The 19,342-nt window shown below is 72.4% G+C and carries 14 protein-coding genes; 5 read left to right on the top strand and 9 right to left on the bottom strand.

The genetic code is table 11. From position 1 onward, the window contains the following. Window positions 1–222 precede the first annotated feature (222 nt). Window positions 223–1,002 carry an SDR family oxidoreductase gene (locus ACFZCY_RS12060; RefSeq protein ID WP_391171552.1) on the bottom strand — a complete coding sequence of 260 codons (780 nt, stop codon included), beginning with the start codon at window positions 1,000–1,002 and terminating at the stop codon, window positions 223–225. A gap of 143 nt (window positions 1,003–1,145) precedes the next feature. On the opposite strand from ACFZCY_RS12060, the gene ACFZCY_RS12055 reads away from it, so the two are divergent. Beyond that, window positions 1,146–2,018 carry a hypothetical protein gene (locus ACFZCY_RS12055; RefSeq protein ID WP_391171550.1) on the top strand — a complete coding sequence of 291 codons (873 nt, stop codon included), beginning with the start codon at window positions 1,146–1,148 and terminating at the stop codon, window positions 2,016–2,018. 143 nt (window positions 2,019–2,161) lie between these two features. On the opposite strand, the gene ACFZCY_RS12050 is transcribed toward ACFZCY_RS12055, so the two are convergent. From ACFZCY_RS12050 to ACFZCY_RS12040, 3 genes are all read right to left on the bottom strand, one after another. Continuing rightward, window positions 2,162–2,371 (bottom strand): DUF397 domain-containing protein, encoded by a 210-nt coding sequence (locus ACFZCY_RS12050; protein ID WP_055557831.1) that lies wholly within the window; start codon window positions 2,369–2,371, stop codon window positions 2,162–2,164. Window positions 2,372–2,549: 178 nt separating this feature from the next. Beyond that, window positions 2,550–3,422 carry a helix-turn-helix transcriptional regulator gene (locus ACFZCY_RS12045; RefSeq protein WP_123105023.1) on the bottom strand — a complete coding sequence of 291 codons (873 nt, stop codon included), beginning with the start codon at window positions 3,420–3,422 and terminating at the stop codon, window positions 2,550–2,552. 422 nt (window positions 3,423–3,844) lie between these two features. Continuing rightward, window positions 3,845–4,591 carry a GPP34 family phosphoprotein gene (locus ACFZCY_RS12040; protein WP_361485284.1) on the bottom strand — a complete coding sequence of 249 codons (747 nt, stop codon included), beginning with the start codon at window positions 4,589–4,591 and terminating at the stop codon, window positions 3,845–3,847. A 256-nt stretch (window positions 4,592–4,847) separates the two neighbouring features. Here ACFZCY_RS12040 and ACFZCY_RS12035 point away from each other — a divergent pair, with 256 nt between their 5' ends. Continuing rightward, window positions 4,848–7,550: a D-alanyl-D-alanine carboxypeptidase gene (locus ACFZCY_RS12035; protein ID WP_391171546.1), complete on the top strand. Its 2,703-nt coding sequence runs from the start codon at window positions 4,848–4,850 to the stop codon at window positions 7,548–7,550. 187 nt (window positions 7,551–7,737) lie between these two features. Further along, entirely contained in the window at window positions 7,738–9,648 is a 1,911-nt protein-coding gene (locus ACFZCY_RS12030) for an MFS transporter (RefSeq protein WP_391171544.1), read from the top strand. Window positions 9,649–9,654: 6 nt separating this feature from the next. Here ACFZCY_RS12030 and ACFZCY_RS12025 read toward each other — a convergent pair whose 3' ends face one another. The 5 genes from ACFZCY_RS12025 to ACFZCY_RS12005 are packed head-to-tail and all read right to left on the bottom strand — an operon-like array spanning window position 9,655 to window position 17,355. Further along, complete coding sequence (locus ACFZCY_RS12025) at window positions 9,655–10,953, bottom strand: extracellular solute-binding protein (protein WP_391171542.1); 1,299 nt, start codon at window positions 10,951–10,953, stop codon at window positions 9,655–9,657. Beyond that, entirely contained in the window at window positions 10,950–11,882 is a 933-nt protein-coding gene (locus ACFZCY_RS12020; RefSeq protein ID WP_391171540.1) for a hypothetical protein, read from the bottom strand. Before ACFZCY_RS12020 ends, ACFZCY_RS12025 begins: the two co-directional genes overlap by 4 nt. Beyond that, window positions 11,879–13,351, bottom strand: a complete 1,473-nt coding sequence (locus ACFZCY_RS12015; RefSeq protein ID WP_391171538.1) for a VWA domain-containing protein — start codon at window positions 13,349–13,351, stop codon at window positions 11,879–11,881. The genes ACFZCY_RS12020 and ACFZCY_RS12015 overlap by 4 nt, the downstream gene beginning before the upstream one ends. 12 nt (window positions 13,352–13,363) lie before the next feature. After that, complete coding sequence (locus ACFZCY_RS12010) at window positions 13,364–15,697, bottom strand: tetratricopeptide repeat protein (protein WP_391171536.1); 2,334 nt, start codon at window positions 15,695–15,697, stop codon at window positions 13,364–13,366. Beyond that, the gene (locus ACFZCY_RS12005; protein WP_391171535.1) at window positions 15,694–17,355 is read right to left on the bottom strand and encodes a trypsin-like peptidase domain-containing protein; all 1,662 of its coding nucleotides are present in this window, start codon (window positions 17,353–17,355) and stop codon (window positions 15,694–15,696) included. Before ACFZCY_RS12005 ends, ACFZCY_RS12010 begins: the two co-directional genes overlap by 4 nt. Window positions 17,356–17,903: 548 nt before the next feature. On the opposite strand from ACFZCY_RS12005, the gene ACFZCY_RS12000 reads away from it, so the two are divergent. Next, window positions 17,904–18,656, top strand: a complete 753-nt coding sequence (locus ACFZCY_RS12000) for an IPT/TIG domain-containing protein (RefSeq protein ID WP_391171533.1) — start codon at window positions 17,904–17,906, stop codon at window positions 18,654–18,656. A 36-nt stretch (window positions 18,657–18,692) separates the two neighbouring features. Next, the coding region (locus tag ACFZCY_RS11995; protein WP_391171531.1) for an IPT/TIG domain-containing protein at window positions 18,693–19,342 on the top strand (650 nt) is incomplete at its 3' end.

Below are 19,342 nucleotides of genomic sequence, written 5' to 3'. Positions count from 1 at the left end.
CGGATTGAACCGCTTGTCCGGGCGGCCGGTCAAGGGTTCGAGAGGTCACGAATGTGAACACAAATCAGAGAGAAGAACGATTTTACGGTTTCTTGACCTCCTCAGGCGTTGTCGTGCACGCGTCCGCGAATCCAGGATGAGCGGGCACTTCGTCAGACGCACACCCACGCATCGAGGGGTCGGTACGGGAGCGGGATCCCGAAAGGCCGGACAGGAGTCGCGCTAGCGCATCAGTTCACCGGCGTTCACCAGCAGCGACTGCCCGGTGATCGCCCGGGCCCGGTCGGAGGCCAGGAACACCGCGGCCTCCGCCACATCGCCGTCCGTCGCCAGATCGGGCAGCGCCATCCGGCCCGCGAGCCGCTGCTCGATCTCGGCCTCGGGCAGCCCTTCCGCGTGCGCGGCGAACTGGACGTACGCCCGCACCGGCGGCCCCCACATCCAGCCGGGCTGCACGGTGTTGACCCGGATCCGGTGCGGGCCCAGCTCGCGCGCGAGCGCGTACATGGCCGAGGTGAGCGCCCCTTTGGATGCCGCGTACGCGGCCTGCCGCACCTCGGTGGGGGCGGCGAGCGACGACTGCGTGCCGATGAGCACCACCGCGCCGCCGTTCCGTTTGAGCGCGGGCAGGCAGGCCCGGGTCATCCGGAGCGTCCCGAACAGGTTGACGTCCACCACGCGCCCCCAGGACGCGAAGTCGGCGTCCTCCAGCCCGCCGAAGTGGCTGTCCAGGGCGGCCACGTTGACGACGGCGTCGATCCGGCCGAAGCGGTCCAGGGCGAGCGCGGCCAGCGCCTCGCACTGGGCCTCGTCCGCGATGTCGGTGGCCCGGTGGGCGGTGCGCGTGCCGCCCGGGTCGAGCTCCACGGCGGTCTCGGCCAGCCGCTCCGCGGTCCGCGCGCCGAGGGCGACGTTGGCGCCCTCGCGCAGGCACGCGGCGGCGACGCGCTGACCGAGGCCGGGGCCGACACCGGAGACGATGACGGTTCTGCCGCTCAGCATGGGGCCTCCTCGGGGCTGACGCCGCGTCAGGTTAGGCGCGCGGGCCGGATATGACCAGACCCGGTTCGCGCCGAATGCCGTACGGCGCGGATCGTGCCGCACCCCCTCCCCAGCTGACGCGACGTCAGCTACACCTGATGGGCATGACGAGCGACGCGAGCGAGGACACACGCGGCGAGCCGGAGGACACACTCGCCGCGCGGTACGGCGAACTGGCCTCCGTCGGCCCCTACGGGGTGCGCCCGGGGCACGCCCTGATCACGATGGTCGAGCCGCATCCCGGCCATGAGTACGCGTACAACCGCTGGTACGAGGACGACCACTTCATCGCGGGCGCGATGGCCATGCCGTGGATCTACGCCGGGCGCCGCTGGGTGGCCACCCGCGACCTCCAGCGGCTGCGCTACCCGGCCAAGTCGGCGGTCGCCCAGCCGGTCACCGCGGGCTGCTACCTCACCGTCTACTGGCTCACCGAGGACCGCTACGCGGAGCACATGCGGTGGACGGTCGGCATCAACAAGCGGCTGAACCGGGACGGCCGGGTGTTCCAGGAGCGCACGCACGTCCTGACGGCCTTCCACGACCGGGAGGCGACCGTCTACCGGGACGGGGCGGCCGGGCCGCGCGACCACCACGCCCTCGACCACCCCTACGCCGGGCTGGTCCTGGAGGTCATCGAGAGCGAGGGCCCCGAGCGGCGCGGTGAGCTGCTCGACTGGCTCACGTCCCGTCATCTGCCCCGCCGCCTGGCCGGCTCGCCCGCCGCGCTGGTGACCGTCTTCCGCCCCACCCCGCTGCCGTCGGACCGGATGGCGTACGTCAAGCAGGTGGAGGGCGTCGACACCAGGCTGACGCTGCTGTGGTTCCTGCAGTGCGATCCACGGATGTGCTGGGAGGAATTCCTGACGGGTCTCGACACCGATGTGGAACGGTCCGGTCTGGGCCGGGTGGAATTCGTCGCGCCGTTCATTCCGACGATTCCCGGGACGGACCGCTACGTCGCGGAACTTCGATGAAGGCGGGGGATAAGGCGGAGGGAGGCATGCGACGAGCCCTCTCGGCAGGGACGGCGGCCGGTCGAGAGGGCTCGGTGGCTGACTCGCGAATCTGCGGTTCTGCGGGGCCGGACCGCGCTGCCGCGGCCGGTCGAACAGCAGGATCAGCCGAGGTCGAAGGCTCCGCCGTGGACATCGGCGACAAAGGCCGACCAGGAGGCGGGGGCGAAGCTCAGCGTCGGTCCGTGCGGGTCCTTGGAGTCGCGCACGGCGATCTCGTCGACGACCGGGGAGGCGACCTCTACGCACGCGCCGTTTCCTGCGGAGTACGAGGATTTCACCCAGGTACTCGTCTTTCCCTGCTGAATGGACACAATTGCTCCGATGCGTTTTGTTGACGAGATGCACCCCCGTTTGGAGGCGAGGCCGACGTTACTCGTCAACATCGTCAGGAAAGGTGGCCATTCACTCGACCGGGTGGCATATTCCACCGGCCCCTTCCATGGCGGAGTGCGGAGGTGTACGCTCCGCACTCGCTCCCGACCGGCGTCGTCAGCCCTCCCCGTGCCGACGCGCGTGGTCCTGCGCCACCTCGGTGATGAACTGGCGGCTCTGGTCCACGTTCAGCGCCTGGGCCCGCAGATGCTCGTACATCATGCTGTAGCTCTGCACATCGGTGAGCTTCTCCAGATAGAGGTCGCTCGTCACGCCCTCCAGATAGACGACGCTCGTATCCGACTCGTCCGAGAACTCCAGGATGGTGAACTGCCCGCTCATGCCCGGATGCGAGCCCATGCCGAACGGCAGCGCCTGCACCGTCACATGCGGCTCGTGGCTCATGCGGACCAGGTACTCCAGCTGATCGCTCATGATCTTGTGGTTGCCGACCACGCGCCGCATCGCCGCCTCGTCCACCACGGCCCACAGCCGCAGCGGGGTCAGCGGATCGGTGATCCGCTCCTGCCGCCGCAGCCGCACCTGCACCCGCTGGGCGATCTGGTCCGGGGCGACCTCGGGCAGCGCCCCGCTGATGACCGCCTCCGCGTACTCCGGGGTCTGCAACAGCCCCGGCATCACCTGGGGTTCGTAGACCCGCAGCGACGCCGCGTCCGTCTCGAAGCCGATGTAGACGCTGTACGGGACGTCGCCGAAGGCGTTCCACCAGCCCTGCTGGCGCGACTCCTTCGCCATTTGCATCAGGGAATCGACCAGGGCCTTGTCCTCGACCTTGTAGGTCCGGCAGAGGTCGCGCACATCGCGCTGGCTGATGCTGCGACGGCCGTTCTCCAGTCTGCTGATCTTCGACTGGGAGACCATCAGCTCCTCCGCCACCTCCTCCGCCGTCATTCCCTTCTCCTGGCGGAGCCTGCGCAGTTCCTGGCCCAACCGGCGTCGCCGGACAGTGGGGCCGACGTTCGATGTCACGGGACGTGCACCTCCGGCTTCGTACTGCTGATACATGCTGTTCAGCAGCCTGCCACTACCGGACCCGGCCGCGCTGGGAAATGGCCCGACAAAGACCGTACAAAGGGCGGTCGAACGCGCGCGCGGGGCGGCGGGACGGCCGGTCGTCCGGAACGGCCGTCCCACCACCCCGCGCTTCAGCGGCTCCCGAACCGGGTCGGTGGGGACTGCGGTGCGGTCGGTGGAGCGGATTGGTGCTCGGTGGTGCTGTATCGGTTCTGCGGGCTCTCGCGAGCCCCGGTGGTGCCCTGTGGTGCCCTGGATACGTGCCCTGTGGTGCCCTGTCGCGCGCTGTGGTGCTCCGGGGGCTCCTCGGGGTGCGGCGGGGCGCTCGCGGCGTTGCGCGGCGTCCTGGGGCGCCCTGGGGGCCTCCTGGTGAGGGGTCAGCGCGCTCCGACGCGGGCCATGCTCCCGCGACGGGACGGCTGAGCCGGCACCCCGGCCGCGGGCTCCGCGGCGCGTGCTGCCGGCTGTCGGCCCGGGGCCGGCGCGCGCCGTGGCTGCGCCGCGACACCGTTCTGCACGTCCATCACGGCGTGCGCCACCAGACCGCCCATCGGGTCGTGCCTGATCAGATCCCGGAGCCTGGAGCGCGAGGAGCGCCCCTCGTTCCCGGGATACAGGTGCTTGCCGAGCCCGACCGCATGGGCCAGGGCGGCGAGCGCCGCGGTCCGCGGGTCCGGCGGTACGCCGGTGCGGATCGCACTGTCCAGCCGGGACCTGATCTCCCGGCTGATCGCCGTGTCCGTCGCCTGGTAGCGAGTCGTCGGCAGTACCCCGCACATCTGGCCCGCCACGGCATGCACCATGCCGCACCGCTCCAGGTGCGTGAGATACGTCTGGCGCAGCCCCAGCCGGGGCCCGCCGATCCAGTGGACAGCCCGAACCGGGCTGCCGCGTCGACGCAGCAGCTCCAGTGCGGAGTCCAGAGTTGGATCTCCGGTCGGCCGTGGCAGCACCACGGCGATACGATCCCCGTCAGGGGCTATCCGTCCGGCCAAGGCCAGCTCTACTAGCTGTGCCCCGGCCAGACCGAGGTCGAGCGACTGCGGCTGCGCCGTGGTACCCGTGGTCGGGTCCAGGGCGAGCAACAGAAGCTCCTCCGGAATTGTTCTGCGGCTCCTGCCCATCCATGCCTCCCCGCGTGGATGAATGACAGGGTGACCCCTGCCACATTGGTCTGTCGAGAGTGCCTGGGGGATTTGGGTGGGAACCAGTAGGTATGTCTTTCTCGTCTAGCAGGTGAGTGATCACCCTGAGGCGCTCTCCGGTGGTGGCGTTGCATGGCTGCGCGCCGGACACACAGGACACTGGTTGATGGTTGTAATGCGGGACGCGGCGCCAGGAGGCGCCCGGCGTCCCGTGTGACGTATCGAGGAGGCATCGGTGGCGGGCGAGTCCCCCGGCAGGTCGGATCAGCAGAAGTCGTCGGGGGAGACGGCTAGGGGAGCACGCGATCCGCGGCTCACGGCCTCCCGTGAAGAGGGGGCCGGCGGCGGGCGTTCGGCGATCGCCGTCGCCGAGGACGCGTCCGAGTCGGCTCCCGCGGAACCGGAATCGGAGCGTCCGGAAGTCGCGGGCGACGGCGATACGTCTGATGTTCGCGAAAGCGAAGACAGTGAATCGGTCGAAGCGGAAGCGGAGTCGGGCGACACGGAGGCCGAGTCGGGTCTGCCGGTCCGCCCCAAGGGCGAGGCGTCCCCGTCGGACGCGGCGGACAAGCCTGGCAAATCCGATGAATCCGACGAATCTGGTGAATCCGGCGAGACGGGCAAGCCGGAGGGGAGCGACAGCCGTCTGCGGGAGGCTGTCGCGGCCTGGGTCGGGTCCGGCGAACCGGACGCGGATGCGGACGCGAAGGCGGAGGCCGAGGGCGAGGACAAGCCGTCGGACGCCCCGGTCGACCAGCGGACGACATCGCTCCGTACGAAGGACGTCCCCGCTGAGGCGAAGGGCGACGACGACGCCGAAGAGGCCACGTCCGGCGATGCCCCTTCGGAGACGCCGGTCGATCGGAAGACCGCGGTGTTCCGTACGACGGACGTACCCTCCGACGCCAAGGCGGAGGCGGAGGCCGAGGATTCGGACTCGTCCCGTCCGGCGAAGGCGGGCTCCGGCGACGCGGGCGATGAGGACGGCGAGGACGACGCCTCCAGCGCCGAGGGCGAGGCCGAGGACGCCGACGTCAAGGGCGCCAAGGGCGCCAAGGGCGCCAAGGACGCCAGGGACGTCAAGGGCGCCAAGGACGCCAAGGACGCCAAGGACGCCAAGGCCGACGACAAGCGCGCCTCCGGTGGGCGGCGTCCGGCATGGGCCGATGACGACGGGGACGAGGACGAGGGCGACGCGAAGGCCGCGTCTGACGACGGCGACGACAAGCCGTCGGGCGGCCGGTCCGTCGATCAGAAGACCGCCGTCTTCCGCGCGCCCAAGGTGGACGACAAGCCCATCGACCGGCCCACCGCCGCCTTCGGCGTGCTCCCGGAGAAGAAGAAGGGCGTCGACCAGCCGACCACCGCCATCAAGGCGCTCCCCGGCGACGACGCCAAGGGCGCCAAGAAGCGGGCCGAGAGCGGGAACGAGCGCACCAGCAAGTTCGTACCGCTGCGCTCCGCCGACGACCCCGCCCCCGCCAAGGCGAAGGCGAAGGCCGAGCCGAAGACCGAGGCGAAAGCAGAGCCGAAGGCAGAGGCGAAAGCACCGGCGAAGCCGGAGACGGCGGCACCGGCGAAGCCGGGCGAGCTGCCGGAGACCGAGCGCACCAAGCAGCAGCCGCTGCCGCCGCAGACGCCGGACGGGAAGCAGCCCGCGCCGCTCGATCTGCTGGCGCAGCTGACGAACAAGCCGCCGAAACCCGAGACTCCGGTCCGGACGGCGGTGCGGCGGGTCAAGATCTGGACGCCGTTGGTGCTGCTGCTCGTCGTCCTGCTGGGGATCGCGCAGGCGGTGCGGCCGCTGCCGGACCCGGAGCTGAAGCTGACGGCCGACGCGTCGTACGCGTTCAAGGGCGACAAGCTGGCCATGCCGTGGCCGGGCGAGGGCCAGTCCGCGGCCGAGGTCCAGGGCGTGGGCAGCCTGGGCACGTCGGGGGCGCAGAAGCCGGTGCCGATCGCCAGTGTCACCAAGGTGATGACGGCGTACGTGGTGCTCAAGGAGCACCCGCTGAAGGCCGGTGCCGAGGGCCCGCGCATCGAGATCGACACGACGGCCGCCAAGGAGTCGGAGTCCGCCGACGAGTCGCGGGCGTCGGTGAAGAAGGGGCAGAGCTTCACCCAGCACCAGCTGCTCCAGCTGCTGCTGATCAACTCCAGCAACAACATCGCCCGGCTGCTGGCCCGCTGGGACGCGGGGTCGCTGGACGCGTTCACCAAGAAGATGAACGACGCGGCCAAGAGCCTGGGCATGAAGAACACCACCTACACGGACCCCAGTGGGCTCAAGGAGTCCACCAAGTCCACCGCGGCCGACCAGCTCAAGCTGGCGAAGGCGGCGATGGAGTCCGACGCGTTCCGCGAGGTCGTGGCGACGCCCAACACCGAGATCCCCGGCCTCGACGGCAAGATCTACAACAACAACAATCTGCTGGTGAAGCCGGGCGTGATCGGCATCAAGACCGGTTCGTCCACCCCGGCCGGCGGCGCGCTGATGTGGGGCGCGGTGCGGACGATCGACGGCAAGAAGCAGCGGATCCTCGGCGTCGTGCTCGAGCAGCGCGCGCCCACCACGCTGGACGCCAGCCTCCAGCTGGCCCAGACGGAGAGCTACAAGCTGATCAGCACCGTGCAGGACGCCCTGACCTCGGCGACCGTCATCAAGAAGGGCGACGTCGTCGGCCAGGTGGACGACGGCCTCGGCGGGACGACCCCGGTCGTCGCCACCAAGGACCTCAAGGCGGTCGGCTGGGCGGGGCTGAACGTCGACATCGAGATCGGTGACGGTGGCAAAACCATTCCGCACTCGGCGAAGGCGGGCACCGTCGTCGGCCAGGTGACCGTGGGCAGCGGACCCGGTCAGGTCAAGGCGCCGGTGGCGCTGCAAAACGACTTGTCCGAGCCGTCCTTCGGGGCGAAGCTGACCCGTATCACCTGACCTGGGCTTCGGGCACCGGCGCGGGAGCCGCGCCGGTGTCCGTAGCCGCTGACGAACCGCCTCGCGTGCTAGCGTCGCATGATGCCCACGACCCTGACTCGCCCCGACCAAGGCGAACCGTGGGGGACCGGCGCGGGGTTGAAAAGATGAACAGGGGCAGACCTCGGGGGAGACGGGGAGAGCCGCAGTGACCACCGTGGATCCGACACGGGCCGATAAGAACGGGAGCTCGGAGGAGAGCACCGCGGCGCGAATACGCCTGCCCGCGCAGCGCTCGCCCACCGCACCGGACGATCAGGCGGCGGAGGCGGCCCGCGGAGGTGAGGCGGCCGGTCGGACGGGCTTGCTCCGGCGCGCCTGGTACGCCCTGCGCCGCCCGGTGCCCGCCGCGCTGGCCGCGGCCGCGGTGCTGCATCTGCTGTGGGTGGCGCTGCTCGCCAACAGCGGCGGCGATCTGGCCGCGCAGGACGCCTGGGCGGAGTTCGCGCTCCAGCATCCCGACTCGGCGTACAACCTGGCCTGGTACGGCGGCATGCACCCGGTGTCGTACAGCGTCATCTCGCCGTATCTGATGGCGGTCCTCGGCGTGCGGTCGACCATGGTGATCGCCGGGACGCTGTCCGCGGGGCTGCTCGCCCTGCTGCTGGTCCGCAGCCGCTCGGTGGCGCGGCCGATGTGGCCCGCCCTGTACGGCGCGTTCGCGCTGGTCTGCAACGCGATCTCGGGCCGGGTGACCTTCGGGCTCGGCGCGATGTTCGGGCTCGCCGCGGTGGCGGTGATCTTCGCGTGGCCGGTGCGGTGGCGGTCCCGGCACTGGCATCACCGGACCGGCCGGTTCCTGCTGGCCGCCCTGCTGTCCGGGGTGTCGACCATGGCCAGCCCGGTGGCGGGCCTGTTCGTGGGGATAGTGGCGGCCGCGCTGTGGCTGACCAAGCGGCGTCCGGCCGCGTACGCGCTGGGCGTCACCCCGACGCTGGTGGTCGCGCTGTCCGCGTGGCTGTTCCCGTTCTCCGGTGAGCAGCCGATGTCGTTCGGCTCGGCGGTGCTGCCGCTCATCGCCGGACTCACCGCCTGGCTGCTGTCCCCGGCCGACTGGCGCACGGTGCGGGTCGGCGCGGCGCTGTACTCGCTCGGTGTGGTGCTCACCTGGCTGATCCCCTCCCAGATCGGCACCAACATCTCCCGGCTGGGCATGATCTTCGGCGGGGTGGTGGTGATCGCCGCGCTGAGCGAGCGCCGCATCCGGCCCGCCCGCGCCGAGTGGCGCACCACGCGGCCCGGACAGCGGTGGACCGCGCTGGTGCTGGCGCTCGCGACGATCACGGTGTGGCAGCTGGTCAAGACCGGCGACGACGTCATCCACACCACCCCCTCGGCGGCCTGGGCGCGGGAGCTCGCGCCGCTGGTCGACCGGCTGAAGCGGGTGGACGCCGGCCGGGGCCGGGTCGAGGTGGTGCCGGTGCGCAGCCACCGCGAGTCCTCCGCGCTCGCCCCGTACGTCAATCTGGCGCGCGGCTGGAACCGGCAGCGGGACCTGGACCGCAACCCGATCTTCTACGGCGACAACACCCTCACCCCCACGACCTATCACGACTGGCTCAAGCGCTGGGCGGTGCACTTCGTGGTGCTGCCCGCCGACAACCCGGACCAGGGCGCCGAGAAGGAGTCCCGGCTGCTGCTGGACAGCAAGCTGCCGTATCTGCGGCAGGTGTGGTCGGACGCCAACTGGAAGCTGTACGAGGTGAAGGACCCCACGCAGCTCGCCGACCCGCCGGCCACCGTGGAGCGGGCGGGCGCGGACCAGCTGGTGCTGAAGGTGCGGGAGCGCGGACCGGTCCTGATCCGCATCCCGTACTCGCCGTGGCTGGGCCTGGTCGACTCCAAGGGGCGCAGCGTCCACGCGCCGAAGGCCGACCGGCACGATGAGCTGCCGGTCAACCGCCAGGGCTGTCTGACCAAGGAGGTCGAGGACGCCGAGGCGGGGCAGCCGCAGGACGAGTGGACCGTGCTGCACGCCCCGCGCCCCGGCACGTACCGGATAGCGGGCAAGTACCAGCTGCCGCGCGGCACGCCCTGCCCGGAGGAGATGGCCCCGTAGGGGGTGTCATCCGCAGACGGTCGGCAGCCAGGGCTGTCCGTGCTCCCGGTGCAGATCGGTGCGGACCTTCTCCAGGCTGGTCAGCAGCGCGTCCGGGCCCTTGCCGACATCGCTGAGGTAGGCGAGGGCGGCGCGCTGGAAGGCCAGCCGCATCCGGGTCGGCATGGCGTCGGACGCGTCCAGGCACAGGGAGCCGGAGTCCCTGAGCGTGCGGGCGATCCGCCGGGCCACGCCGCCCTTCCACACGCGGAGGGGGACCTTGCTGTTCGCGAAGAACGGCGGGGTGCCGCCCTGCGGTTGTTCCGCCCAGGCCGTCTGGTGATCCGCCTGGGTGAGGTACGCCAGGAGCTGTCGCGACTGCGAGGTCTTGCGGAACATCACCGCGAAGTCCGCGGACACCTCCCGGGCGGTGGTGCGCCGGTCGGCGTCGGGGATCAGCCCGCTGGAGAAGTCGAAGGCGGCGCGGTCACGGTCCTTCGCCGCGTAGCCCCCGCGGATGAACGAGCCCTGGTGCTCCAGCGCGCACGGGGGCCGTGCGGCGAACAGCTTCCGGCCGGCGGCCCGGAAGTCGGTGAGCAGCGCGGTGCGCGCCGCGCCCTTCCCGAACAGGGAGCCCCAGGTCCGCCACGCCTGCTTGACGCGCGGGTCCGTCCAGTCCAGGCGGCCGGTCGCCCACGCCTCGTAGACGGCCTTGCCCTGCTGCTGGAGCAGGATGTCCTCGACCCAGTCGGTGCCCGGCCAGCCGGAGGTCGCGTCGCCGCCCATTCCGGCGCACCACTGGCCGTCCCGGGCGGCGAGGAGGGGCAGTTCGCTCGGGTCGTGGCGGTCCCGGTCGTACCAGACGATGCTCTTCAGGTCGGCCTTGACCGCGATCCCGTAGACCGCTCCGTCCCCGCGCGGTGCGGGTTTCCACAGCGGGCCGTCGTAGGCCGCGAGGGTTTTCGCGGGAAGCAGCTTCTGCAGGGGCTCCAGGGCATCCGCGTAGGTGGCCAGTTCGCCCGGGGTGGGCAGGACGGCGATGTCGGGCGCGGTGCCCGCCTTCACCTCCGAGGACAGCACCTCGCGCAGCGCGGTGGTGCCCTGGTAGTCGACCCGGATGCCGGTGTCCCGGGTGAACGACTGGAGCAGTTGGCGGAAGGCCGTGCCCTCGTGTCCGGTCCAGGTGGCCAGCACGCTGACGCTGCCGTGCGACCGCTGTCCGCCGGTGTCGCCCACACCGACCGCGGTCAGCACCACCAGCCATAGCCCGAGGATCGCCGCGCTCACGTTCCAGGAGCTGCCGCGGGGGCTCGTCCGGGCGCTCATCGCGGCTGGAACCTGTACTCGTTGATGCGCGGCTGGAGCCCGATGAGGATCAGCGCGGCGAGGGTCGCTCCGCCCAGGGGGATCCAGCCCCCGGCCCCGGCCCGCCAGTGGGTGCCCCGCATGGTCGCCGCCACATTCTTGGCGGTCTCGCCGCCGCTGGAGCCGATGTCCGTCCGGTGCAGTGCGCGCCCCGCCGAGGCCAGCCGCTCCTGGGTCTGGTACGCGAAGGCGGCCAGCGGCACCACCGCGATCAGCAGCGCGGTCGCCGCGATCAGCCAGGGGTTGACCAGCCGGCGGAAACGGTGCCGCAGATACCGCTGGGTGAGGACGAGCAGCACCGCGAGGGTGAGGAACAGCGCGGGCACCAGCACCCACCAGGCGAACGTCAGCAGCCCGCCGAACGAGGTCTGCGTCCGCAGCACCTTCTGCTGCCCCTTCTGCACGATGCCCAGCCGGGCCAGGATGCCGTCGTCGTCCCGGGTGAGCATGGCCGTGGCGTAGCTCAGATAGGCGTCGCGCAGATCGTCGTTGCCGCGGTTCACATACGCCTGCTCGACGAGGTCGCTGTACGAGGAGACCAGCCCGGTGATGGTGAGCAGCGACTGACGGGCCTCCTTGCCGCCGGTGGTGCTCTTGACGGCCTGGGCGAGGCTCTGGTTGGCCGTGGAGAGTTCGTTGCGGTAGTCCTCGCCGAGCCCCTCGACGTCGGTGGTGGGGCCGGTGAGGCTGCGCCTGGCCTTGTCGTTGGAGGCGTGGAGGGCGTCGATCGCGGCGGCCACCTGCAGGATCGCGGGGGTCGACCGGTCGCTGACCGCCGCGCAGTTGCGGCTGACGCCGTAGTACGCGGCGAACAGCGTGGTCACCGCCACCCCCGTGACGACGAGCAGCGCGGTCAGCCGCCGCACGAGGAAGGCCCGGGTGCCGCTCATGACGCCCCCGCCGGGCGCAGCGGGGTTTCGCACTTCTGGCAGTACGCGGCGGTGGCGGGCGCGGTGCGGCGGCAGGACGGGTTGGGGCAGAGCTGGTCCGGTCCGGTGGGGGCCGGGGCGAGGGCGGCGCCGGTGAAGCGGACGCTCTCCTCGGTGACGATCATCGCCGAGTTGAGGTCCAGCGGCCGGATGGGCTCCCGGATCCGCACCTCGCCGGTGGCGGCGTCGACGATGTGGACCAGCCCGCGCAGCCGCTCCAGCATCTTGGCGCTGCCCAGCCCGTGCGCGAGCCGGACGGCCTGCCCCCACTGCCGCCGGGCCTCCTCGCGGTCGCCCGCCTCGTACGCGTCGCAGCCCGCGGTGATGGCGAGGCCGAGGTCGGAGTCGGCGCCGTAGTGCGCCAGCCGGGGATCGACGCGGGAGGACAGCAGCAGGTCGTCGGTCCACTGGACGAGCACGGACTGCGCGGCGGGCGGCGGAAGCTCCGTATCGCCGTCCAGCAGGAGGTCGACGGTGGCCAGTTCGACGTCCTCGCCCACCGGATCGCCCTCGGGGTCGGCGAGGACGCACAGATGGAATTCGCGGGACTCGTCGCCCCAGGCGCCGGTGCGGCACTCCCAGGTGCGCGCGTCGGGCCGGGTGCCCTCGTCGGTGAGGTCGGCCCGGGTGGGGTGCACCTGCTTCACGAAGCCGATCCGGCCGCCCGCCCGGGTACGGACCCGGATCCGCACCCCGGCCAGCGCCTTGGCCATGGAGGCGCGGGTCATCTCCGCGAACTCGGTGGCCAGCGCGGAGTCGTCGAGCACGGCGTCGGCGCGGCCGTGCAGTCTGCGCACGATCTCCTTCAGCTCGGTGGCGTCCCAGCCGTCGCCGATGCCGCGCGCGTCGCAGGTGAAGTGCGGGGCGCAGGCGTCCAGCACCTTGTCCAGGTATCCGGCCGCGTCGTGTTCGTTGCGGCCGTCGGTGAGCAGCAGGGTGTGCCGGATCGCGGCGGGGCGGCTGAGGTGGAGCCGCCGGGCGAGGTCCAGCCAGGCGCCCATGGCCGTGCCGCCGATGGCGGGCAGCCGGGCCGCGACGCGGGCGGCGGCGGCCCTGGTGTCGGGCCCCGCGACGGCCATGCCGCCCGCGAACGGATAGACGACCTGGGCCTGTTCGGTGCCCTCGATGATCGCGAAGTGGGTGCCGTCGCGGAGCACGTCGACGGCGGTCGCGGTCGCCCGGCGTGCCGCCGCGATCTTCGTCGGGGGCCAGCCCATCGATCCTGAGCAGTCGATGACGATGACCTCGGAGGCGGCGGTACGGGCCGCGGCCGGGCCGAGCCCGCGGGTCTCGACGCTGACGACGGCGTGCATCTCGGCGCGCCCCCCGGCGGCCGGGAGGTACTTGTTCTGGTGCACGCGCAGCGTGATGGCGGGGCCGTCACCCTCGCGGCCCCCGTCCCCGTACAGCCCGTCCTGGTCCTGGCTCATGTGATCCCCCTGTCAGACGCCGGTCATGGGCCGGATGGCGTTGGCGCGGTCGACCAGCACCCCCAGCGCCTCCGGGGTGTCGGCCTGCCGGGCGAGATCGCGCAGCACCGCTTCGAGCCACGACCGCACCGACAGCTCGTCGTCGCCCTCGCCGAGCAGCAGCCCGGGGTCGGCCGGATCGCCCGGGGCCGCCGGGCGCAGCGTCCAGTCGAGCGCGGCCTCCAGCACCTCCGCGGTGAGCCGGTCCCGCGCCTGCCCCTGGGCGCGCCCGTCGTCCAGATACAGCCGCGGCAGCCGGGTCAGCACCTCCACCAGGTCCTCACCGGTGGGCTGCCCGCCCGGCTGGGGGCCGAGCCGCCCGGCGAGCACCCGGACCGCCGCGATCCGGGCGGCGTCGTAGTGGCGCGAGACCTTCGGCACCCCGTCGAGGACGGTGACCGCCCCGCCCCGGTCCCCGGCGGCAAGCCGCAGCCGGGCCAGCCCGAAGGCGGCGCTGCCCTGGGAGTGGTTGCGCTCCCACACCGCCTCGTAGAACCGCTTGGCGGCCTCGTGGTCGCCCAGGTGCTCGGCGCAGTAGCCCAGCGCCAGCTTGGGCGCGTACTCACCGGGCAGCGCGCTGTACACCTCGTCGAACGCGCGCCGCGCCTCGGCCACCGCGCCGCCCGCGAGCCGCAGCAGGGCGCGGTGCCAGGCGGGCCGCCAGTCGTACGCGGCGCCGCTGCCGATGATCTCCTCGGCGGCCGTCAGCTCGGCGGCCGCCCGGTCCAGCGTCCCCAGGTCCAGATAGGCGCGGCAGATACGGAAGCGGATCTCGGCCGAGGGGTACGGGAACGCGCCCAGCTGCTCGATCAGCCGCCGCGGACTGCTGTCGGTCGGGGTGTTGAGCAGGGCGGCGCCCGGGTCCGCCGCGTCCGGGAACGGCACCGGCAGCCCCGGCGGCACCCGCTCCGGAGACGGCAGCCCCTGGGCGAGGGCCCGGCCCGGATCGCCGTCCAGCCAGTGTTCGAGCCCCGGGATCCGGCCGAGCCCGGCGTCCAGCAGCGCGGCGGTCGGGGCGAACAGCGTGGACGGCTCGGGCTGCTCCTCCCGCAGCCGCAGCGCGTGGATCTCCCTCAGCACGCCCCACAGCTGCTCGGACATCTCGCCCGCCGACCCGAACCGCCGCAGCGGATCGTGGGCGGTGGCGCGGGCCAGCACCCGCCGGTACGACTCGGCGCCCAGCCCCGGCGGCGCCTGCGCGGGCAGCCGCGCCTTGTCGGACAGCGACCGCAGGGTCGCGCCGACCCCGTACAGGTCGTGCCGCTCGGTGAGCGGGCCGCCCCGCCGCGCCTCGGGGGAGGCGAACACCTCGGTGATGACGGGCGGATCGCCGCCCCGCTGCCCGAGCCGCCGGACCGCGCCCAGGTCGATCATCTTGACCCGGCTCTCGTAGTGCATCACGTTGCTCGGCTTGAGGTCGCAGTACAGCAGCCGCTCGCCGTGCAGATAGCCGACCGCGCGCAGCACCAGACAGCCGTACGCCAGGATGTGCTCGTACAGCCGGGGCCCGTCGTACGGCGGCATGGCGTCCGCGATGCAGTCCCGTATCTGGGCGAGCGTCATGCCGCCGACGAACTCCATCACGATGTAGCCGGTGAGCCGGTCGCTGCCGGGCTCGGGCTGGGTGACGTAGTTGATGATGCGGACGATGCCGGGGTGGTCGAGCATCGTCAGATAGCGGCGCTCCTCGACCGCCGCCCGCAGCGCCGCCTCGTCCTCGTTGTTGATCAGGCCCTTGATGGCGACGGGCTGCCGCTCCAGCTGGGTGTCCTCGGCGAGATAGACCCAGCCGAGCCCGCCGTACGCGACGCAGCCGATCACCCTGTACTGGTCGCCCAGCAGATCACCCGGGCGCAGCCGCGGGGTGAAGTCGAACGGGTGGCGGCAGCGGGGGCAGAACCCCGCCGACAGCGCGGGTTCCCCGTTGTACGGCGCGCCCACGGTCTCCTCGCAGCCCGGACGGCCGCAGATCTGGCCGCGGGACGGGGGACGCGGATCGTCGAGCACGAGGTCGGTGAGGGAGGGGAGTTCGACGCGCGGCAGGTCCAGCAGATCGTCCCCGGCGGGCCCCAGGGTGAACTTCCGCGCCGCGTCGCGGCGGCGGGCGCGGTCGGTGGCCGTGGTCGACCCGGACCGCAGGCTGTCGCTCCCCGTCCGAGGGCCGGTTGCCCTAGCAGCTGTGGGCTCGGCAGGGGCGGCGGGCCGGGGTCTGCGGCCGCACTCGGCGCAGAAGCCGCGGTCGTTGATCCGGCCGCGGCCCCCGCCGGGGCAGTCCGCGCGGACACACACCGCACCGGCCGTCGTCATGGCGCCTCCCCCTCCGGCCGCGGGTGCGGCGGCGTGTGCACGGCCTGTACGAAGCGGTCGACGGCGCGCCGCGCGGCCGCCACGTCGCAGGGCACCGCGGTCAGCTCGCGATGGGCGGCGCGCTGGAGCGGGAACAGCTCCCGGCGCTCCGACGCGGCCTTCGCCCCGAGCAGCGCCGCGTACGCGTTGAGCAGCCCCTTCAGCTCCTTGACCTCGTCGCGCTGGGCGTCGGCCGTGCGCAGCGCCGCCTCGGCCCGCTCCCGTACCGCCCGTACCGCGTGCTCGAACGCGGCCAGCTTGGCGACGATGTGATGGGTGCGCAGCTCGGGGTCGCCGCGCAGCCGGGTCAGGTTGATGCGCAGCGCCGGGGCCTCCGCCGGATCGGATGACGCGCGCGCCCCGGCCCCGGTGGCCTCCCGCTCCAGCCCGGTGGCCTCGGCTACCCGGGCGGCCAGCTCGTCCAGCCAGGCGTCGATCCGCTCCGGCTCGGGGCGGAACAGCTCCTCGGCCAGCCGCAGTACGGGCGCGTGCGGGTCACGGAAGACCAGCATCAGCCGGGCGCCCAGGTCGGCGAGGAGCTTCATGAAGCCGATCAGCGCCTCAGGATCGCTCGCCCGGTCGAGTCCCACGGCCACGATGGTCAGCGGTACGGCGTTGGCCCGGATCCGGCTGAGCGGGGAGGTGTCGCCGGGCGAGCGCACATCCATCCGGTCGGCCACCCGGAGGGCCACCTCGGTGTCGGTGCGGCCGGTGACGTCGATGGCCAGGTCCACGCTGCCCAGCGGCGGTACGGTGCCGTGCGGCGCGGCGGACACCGCCTCGTCGTCGCCGCCCCCGGACAGCTCGCGGTCGGCGAGGGTCACGGCGCGGCTGAGCGCCTCGTAGCGGCCGCTGTCGTCGTGCGCGATGACGACGGTCTCCACGTCCGCGACGCCCGCACGCCGCCCGGCCAGGGACTCGCGGCGCAGCCACAGGGCGAGCCGCTGCGCGAACGGGATGTCCAGCACCTCCCGTTCGCCGGAGGTGAGCCGGGAGACGAGCCGCGCGTCGACGACCCGGTCGCCGCCCACGACGTCGCGGAGGAGCGGGAGGTGACGCAGGATCGTTTCGATGTGGATCATGTTCGACCGCAGCCGGCGCTCGTCGGCGGGGATGTCGGGGGCGTCGTCGTAGCGGTTGACGATCATCCCGATGACGTGGCCGGTCTTCAGGTCCTCCACCCCGGCGCCGCTGCATCCGCGACGCACCACGTCCCCAGGGGAGTCCGGGATCAGTTCCAGCCACTCCGCGCGCGGGCCGACGGCGCCCGCGATCTTCGCGTAGAACCAGGTGCCGTCGTCGTTGTGCTCCGGGAAGCCCAGGTTCCGGACCTGTCCCAGCGGCTCCGGCGACAGCCGGTACAGGGGCGCGGCGTGCTCGGCGGGCTGCGGGCGGTCCAGCGTGAGCAGCGCGATGTCGCCGCATCCGTCGGAGCGCCGGGGCACCCAGCAGCCCGGGGCGACCCGCGCGGTCACGGGGGCGGCGTCGGGCACCTGCACCAGGTCGACGAGGACCTGCGACGCGGGCACCGGCCGGCCGTCGTCCGGGATGACATGGGCGCACGTCAGCACGGTGTCGCCGCCCAGAAGGATCCCCGCCCCCAGGATCTCGCCGGTCATGCCGCGGATACGAACCCGCCAACACCCCCCGGCGGAGGACTCATTGACGGGAATGTTCATGTCCGCCCCCATGTGGCAAGAGGATACGCCCGCGGGGTGCGGAAGTGACCCCTTCGTCCGATGGGTCACGGGAAAGGGTGAGTGGGCGGCGAAAGGCCCGGCCGCGCGCGCTCCCGCGCGGTCACCACGGGCCCGGCGCGAGGGCCGCGAGGACCCGTGGCGGTCGCACGCCCCGCCATTCGAGTGATGCCAGGTCACACTTCTTGTGGACGGACTCATTCCGATGGATTACTGAAAATGTGCGGTATGGCCTCCGCCGGTGTTCCCGGCGAACCGGCCCCCGCACCCTCGCCGGTCCCGGGCGCCAGGCGTACCGCGCGAGGGGGCCGGGCGGGCGTCCCCAACGACCCGGCGGCGCACATCGCATTCTCCTGCGAGCGCGAGCGGGTCCGACCCGCCCGGCCCGTCTCTCCATCCCTTCCCGTTCCGTCCTCTGAGCCGCCTTCGGACCTCCGGGCCCGCTCAGTCTTCAGCAGGGAGTAAACGCCATGCCCATCTCTCCGAACCAGGGGTCGACCGGCGGTGGCACCGTGGTCACCATCACCGGTTCGAACCTCGCCAACGCCTCCGCCGTGAAGTTCGGCAGCAAGAACGCCACCATTACGGCCAACACGCCCACCTCGGTCACCGTGATCTCCCCCTCCGGCACCGGCGCGGTCCCGGTGACCGTGACCACGCCGGGCGGCACCAGCAACCCGCTGACGTTCTACTACGTCGGTGCGCCCTTCAAGTCCGGCCTCAGCGCCTCGTCCGGGCCGCTCGCGGGCGGCAACACCATCACCATCACCGGCACCGGTCTGTCGACGGCCAGCTCCGTGTCCTTCGGCGGCACCACCGCCACGCCCACCGTCACCTCCGACAGCAGCATCAGCGTCACCGTGCCCGCGGGCGCCGCGGTCGGGTCCGTCGGCGTCAGCGTCACCACCGCGGGCGGCACCAACAACGGCCTGTCCTACACCTATGTGGGCGTGCCCACCGTCTCCGGCTTCGCGCCCACCTCCGGCCCGGCCTCCGGTGGCACCGCGGTGACCATCACCGGCACCAACCTGGACACCACGCAGTCGGTCACCTTCGGCGGCATCGCCGCGCCGTTCAGCGTCATCAGCTCCACCACCCTGTCGGCGGTCTCGCCGCCCACGGCGGACGGGGCGCCCGGCCCCGCCGACATCACCGTCACCAACCAGGCGGGCTCCGCGACCGCCCCGACCCCGTTCCAGTACCTCGCCGGCCCCGGTATCTGATCACCCCTGGGACGTTCCGCCGGAAGGAGCAGCACGTTGAGCACCCCTCACGCCGCAGGCCCGGAAACGGGTTCCAGGGCAACCGCCGCACGCGCGGTCTCGGCGGCGTCCCCTCCGGTGATCAGTTCCGTCAGTCCCGCCTCCGGAGCACCCGGGGGCGGGACCGTCGTTACCATCACCGGCACCAACTTCAACCAGGCGACGGTGGTCCGCTTCGGGACCGCCCTCGCCCCGGCCTTCACCGTCGTGTCCGCCAACCAGATCACCGCCACCGCCCCGGCGGGCACCGGCAATGTGCTGGTCACGGTGACCACGCCGGGCGGCACGAGCAACGGGGTGGGCTTCAGCTACGTGTCCGCCCCCGCCCCCGTGCTGAGCGGCGTCTCGCCCGCGCAGGGCCCGGCCGCCGGGGGCACCACGGTGACGCTGACCGGCAGCGGTCTCGCCGGGGCGACGGCGGTCCGTTTCGGTTCCACGAACGCGTCGTCGTTCACCGTGGTGTCGCCGTCGCAGATCACGGCGGTGGCGCCGCCGGGGGCCGCCGGTCCGGTGCAGATCACGGTGACCGGTCCGGGCGGTACGAGCAACGGGGTCACCTATACGTACGTCGCCGGCCCGGTGCTGAGCGGCGTCTCGCCCGCGCAGGGCCCGGCCGCCGGGGGCACCACGGTGACGCTGACCGGCAG

Origin of the sequence: Streptomyces sp. NPDC007983, assembly GCF_042958345.1 — a bacterium.
Classification (GTDB): Bacteria; Actinomycetota; Actinomycetes; order Streptomycetales; family Streptomycetaceae; genus Streptomyces.
Note: the sequence above shows the minus strand (reverse complement) of the source record. Positions and strands in the feature narration are given on the sequence as shown.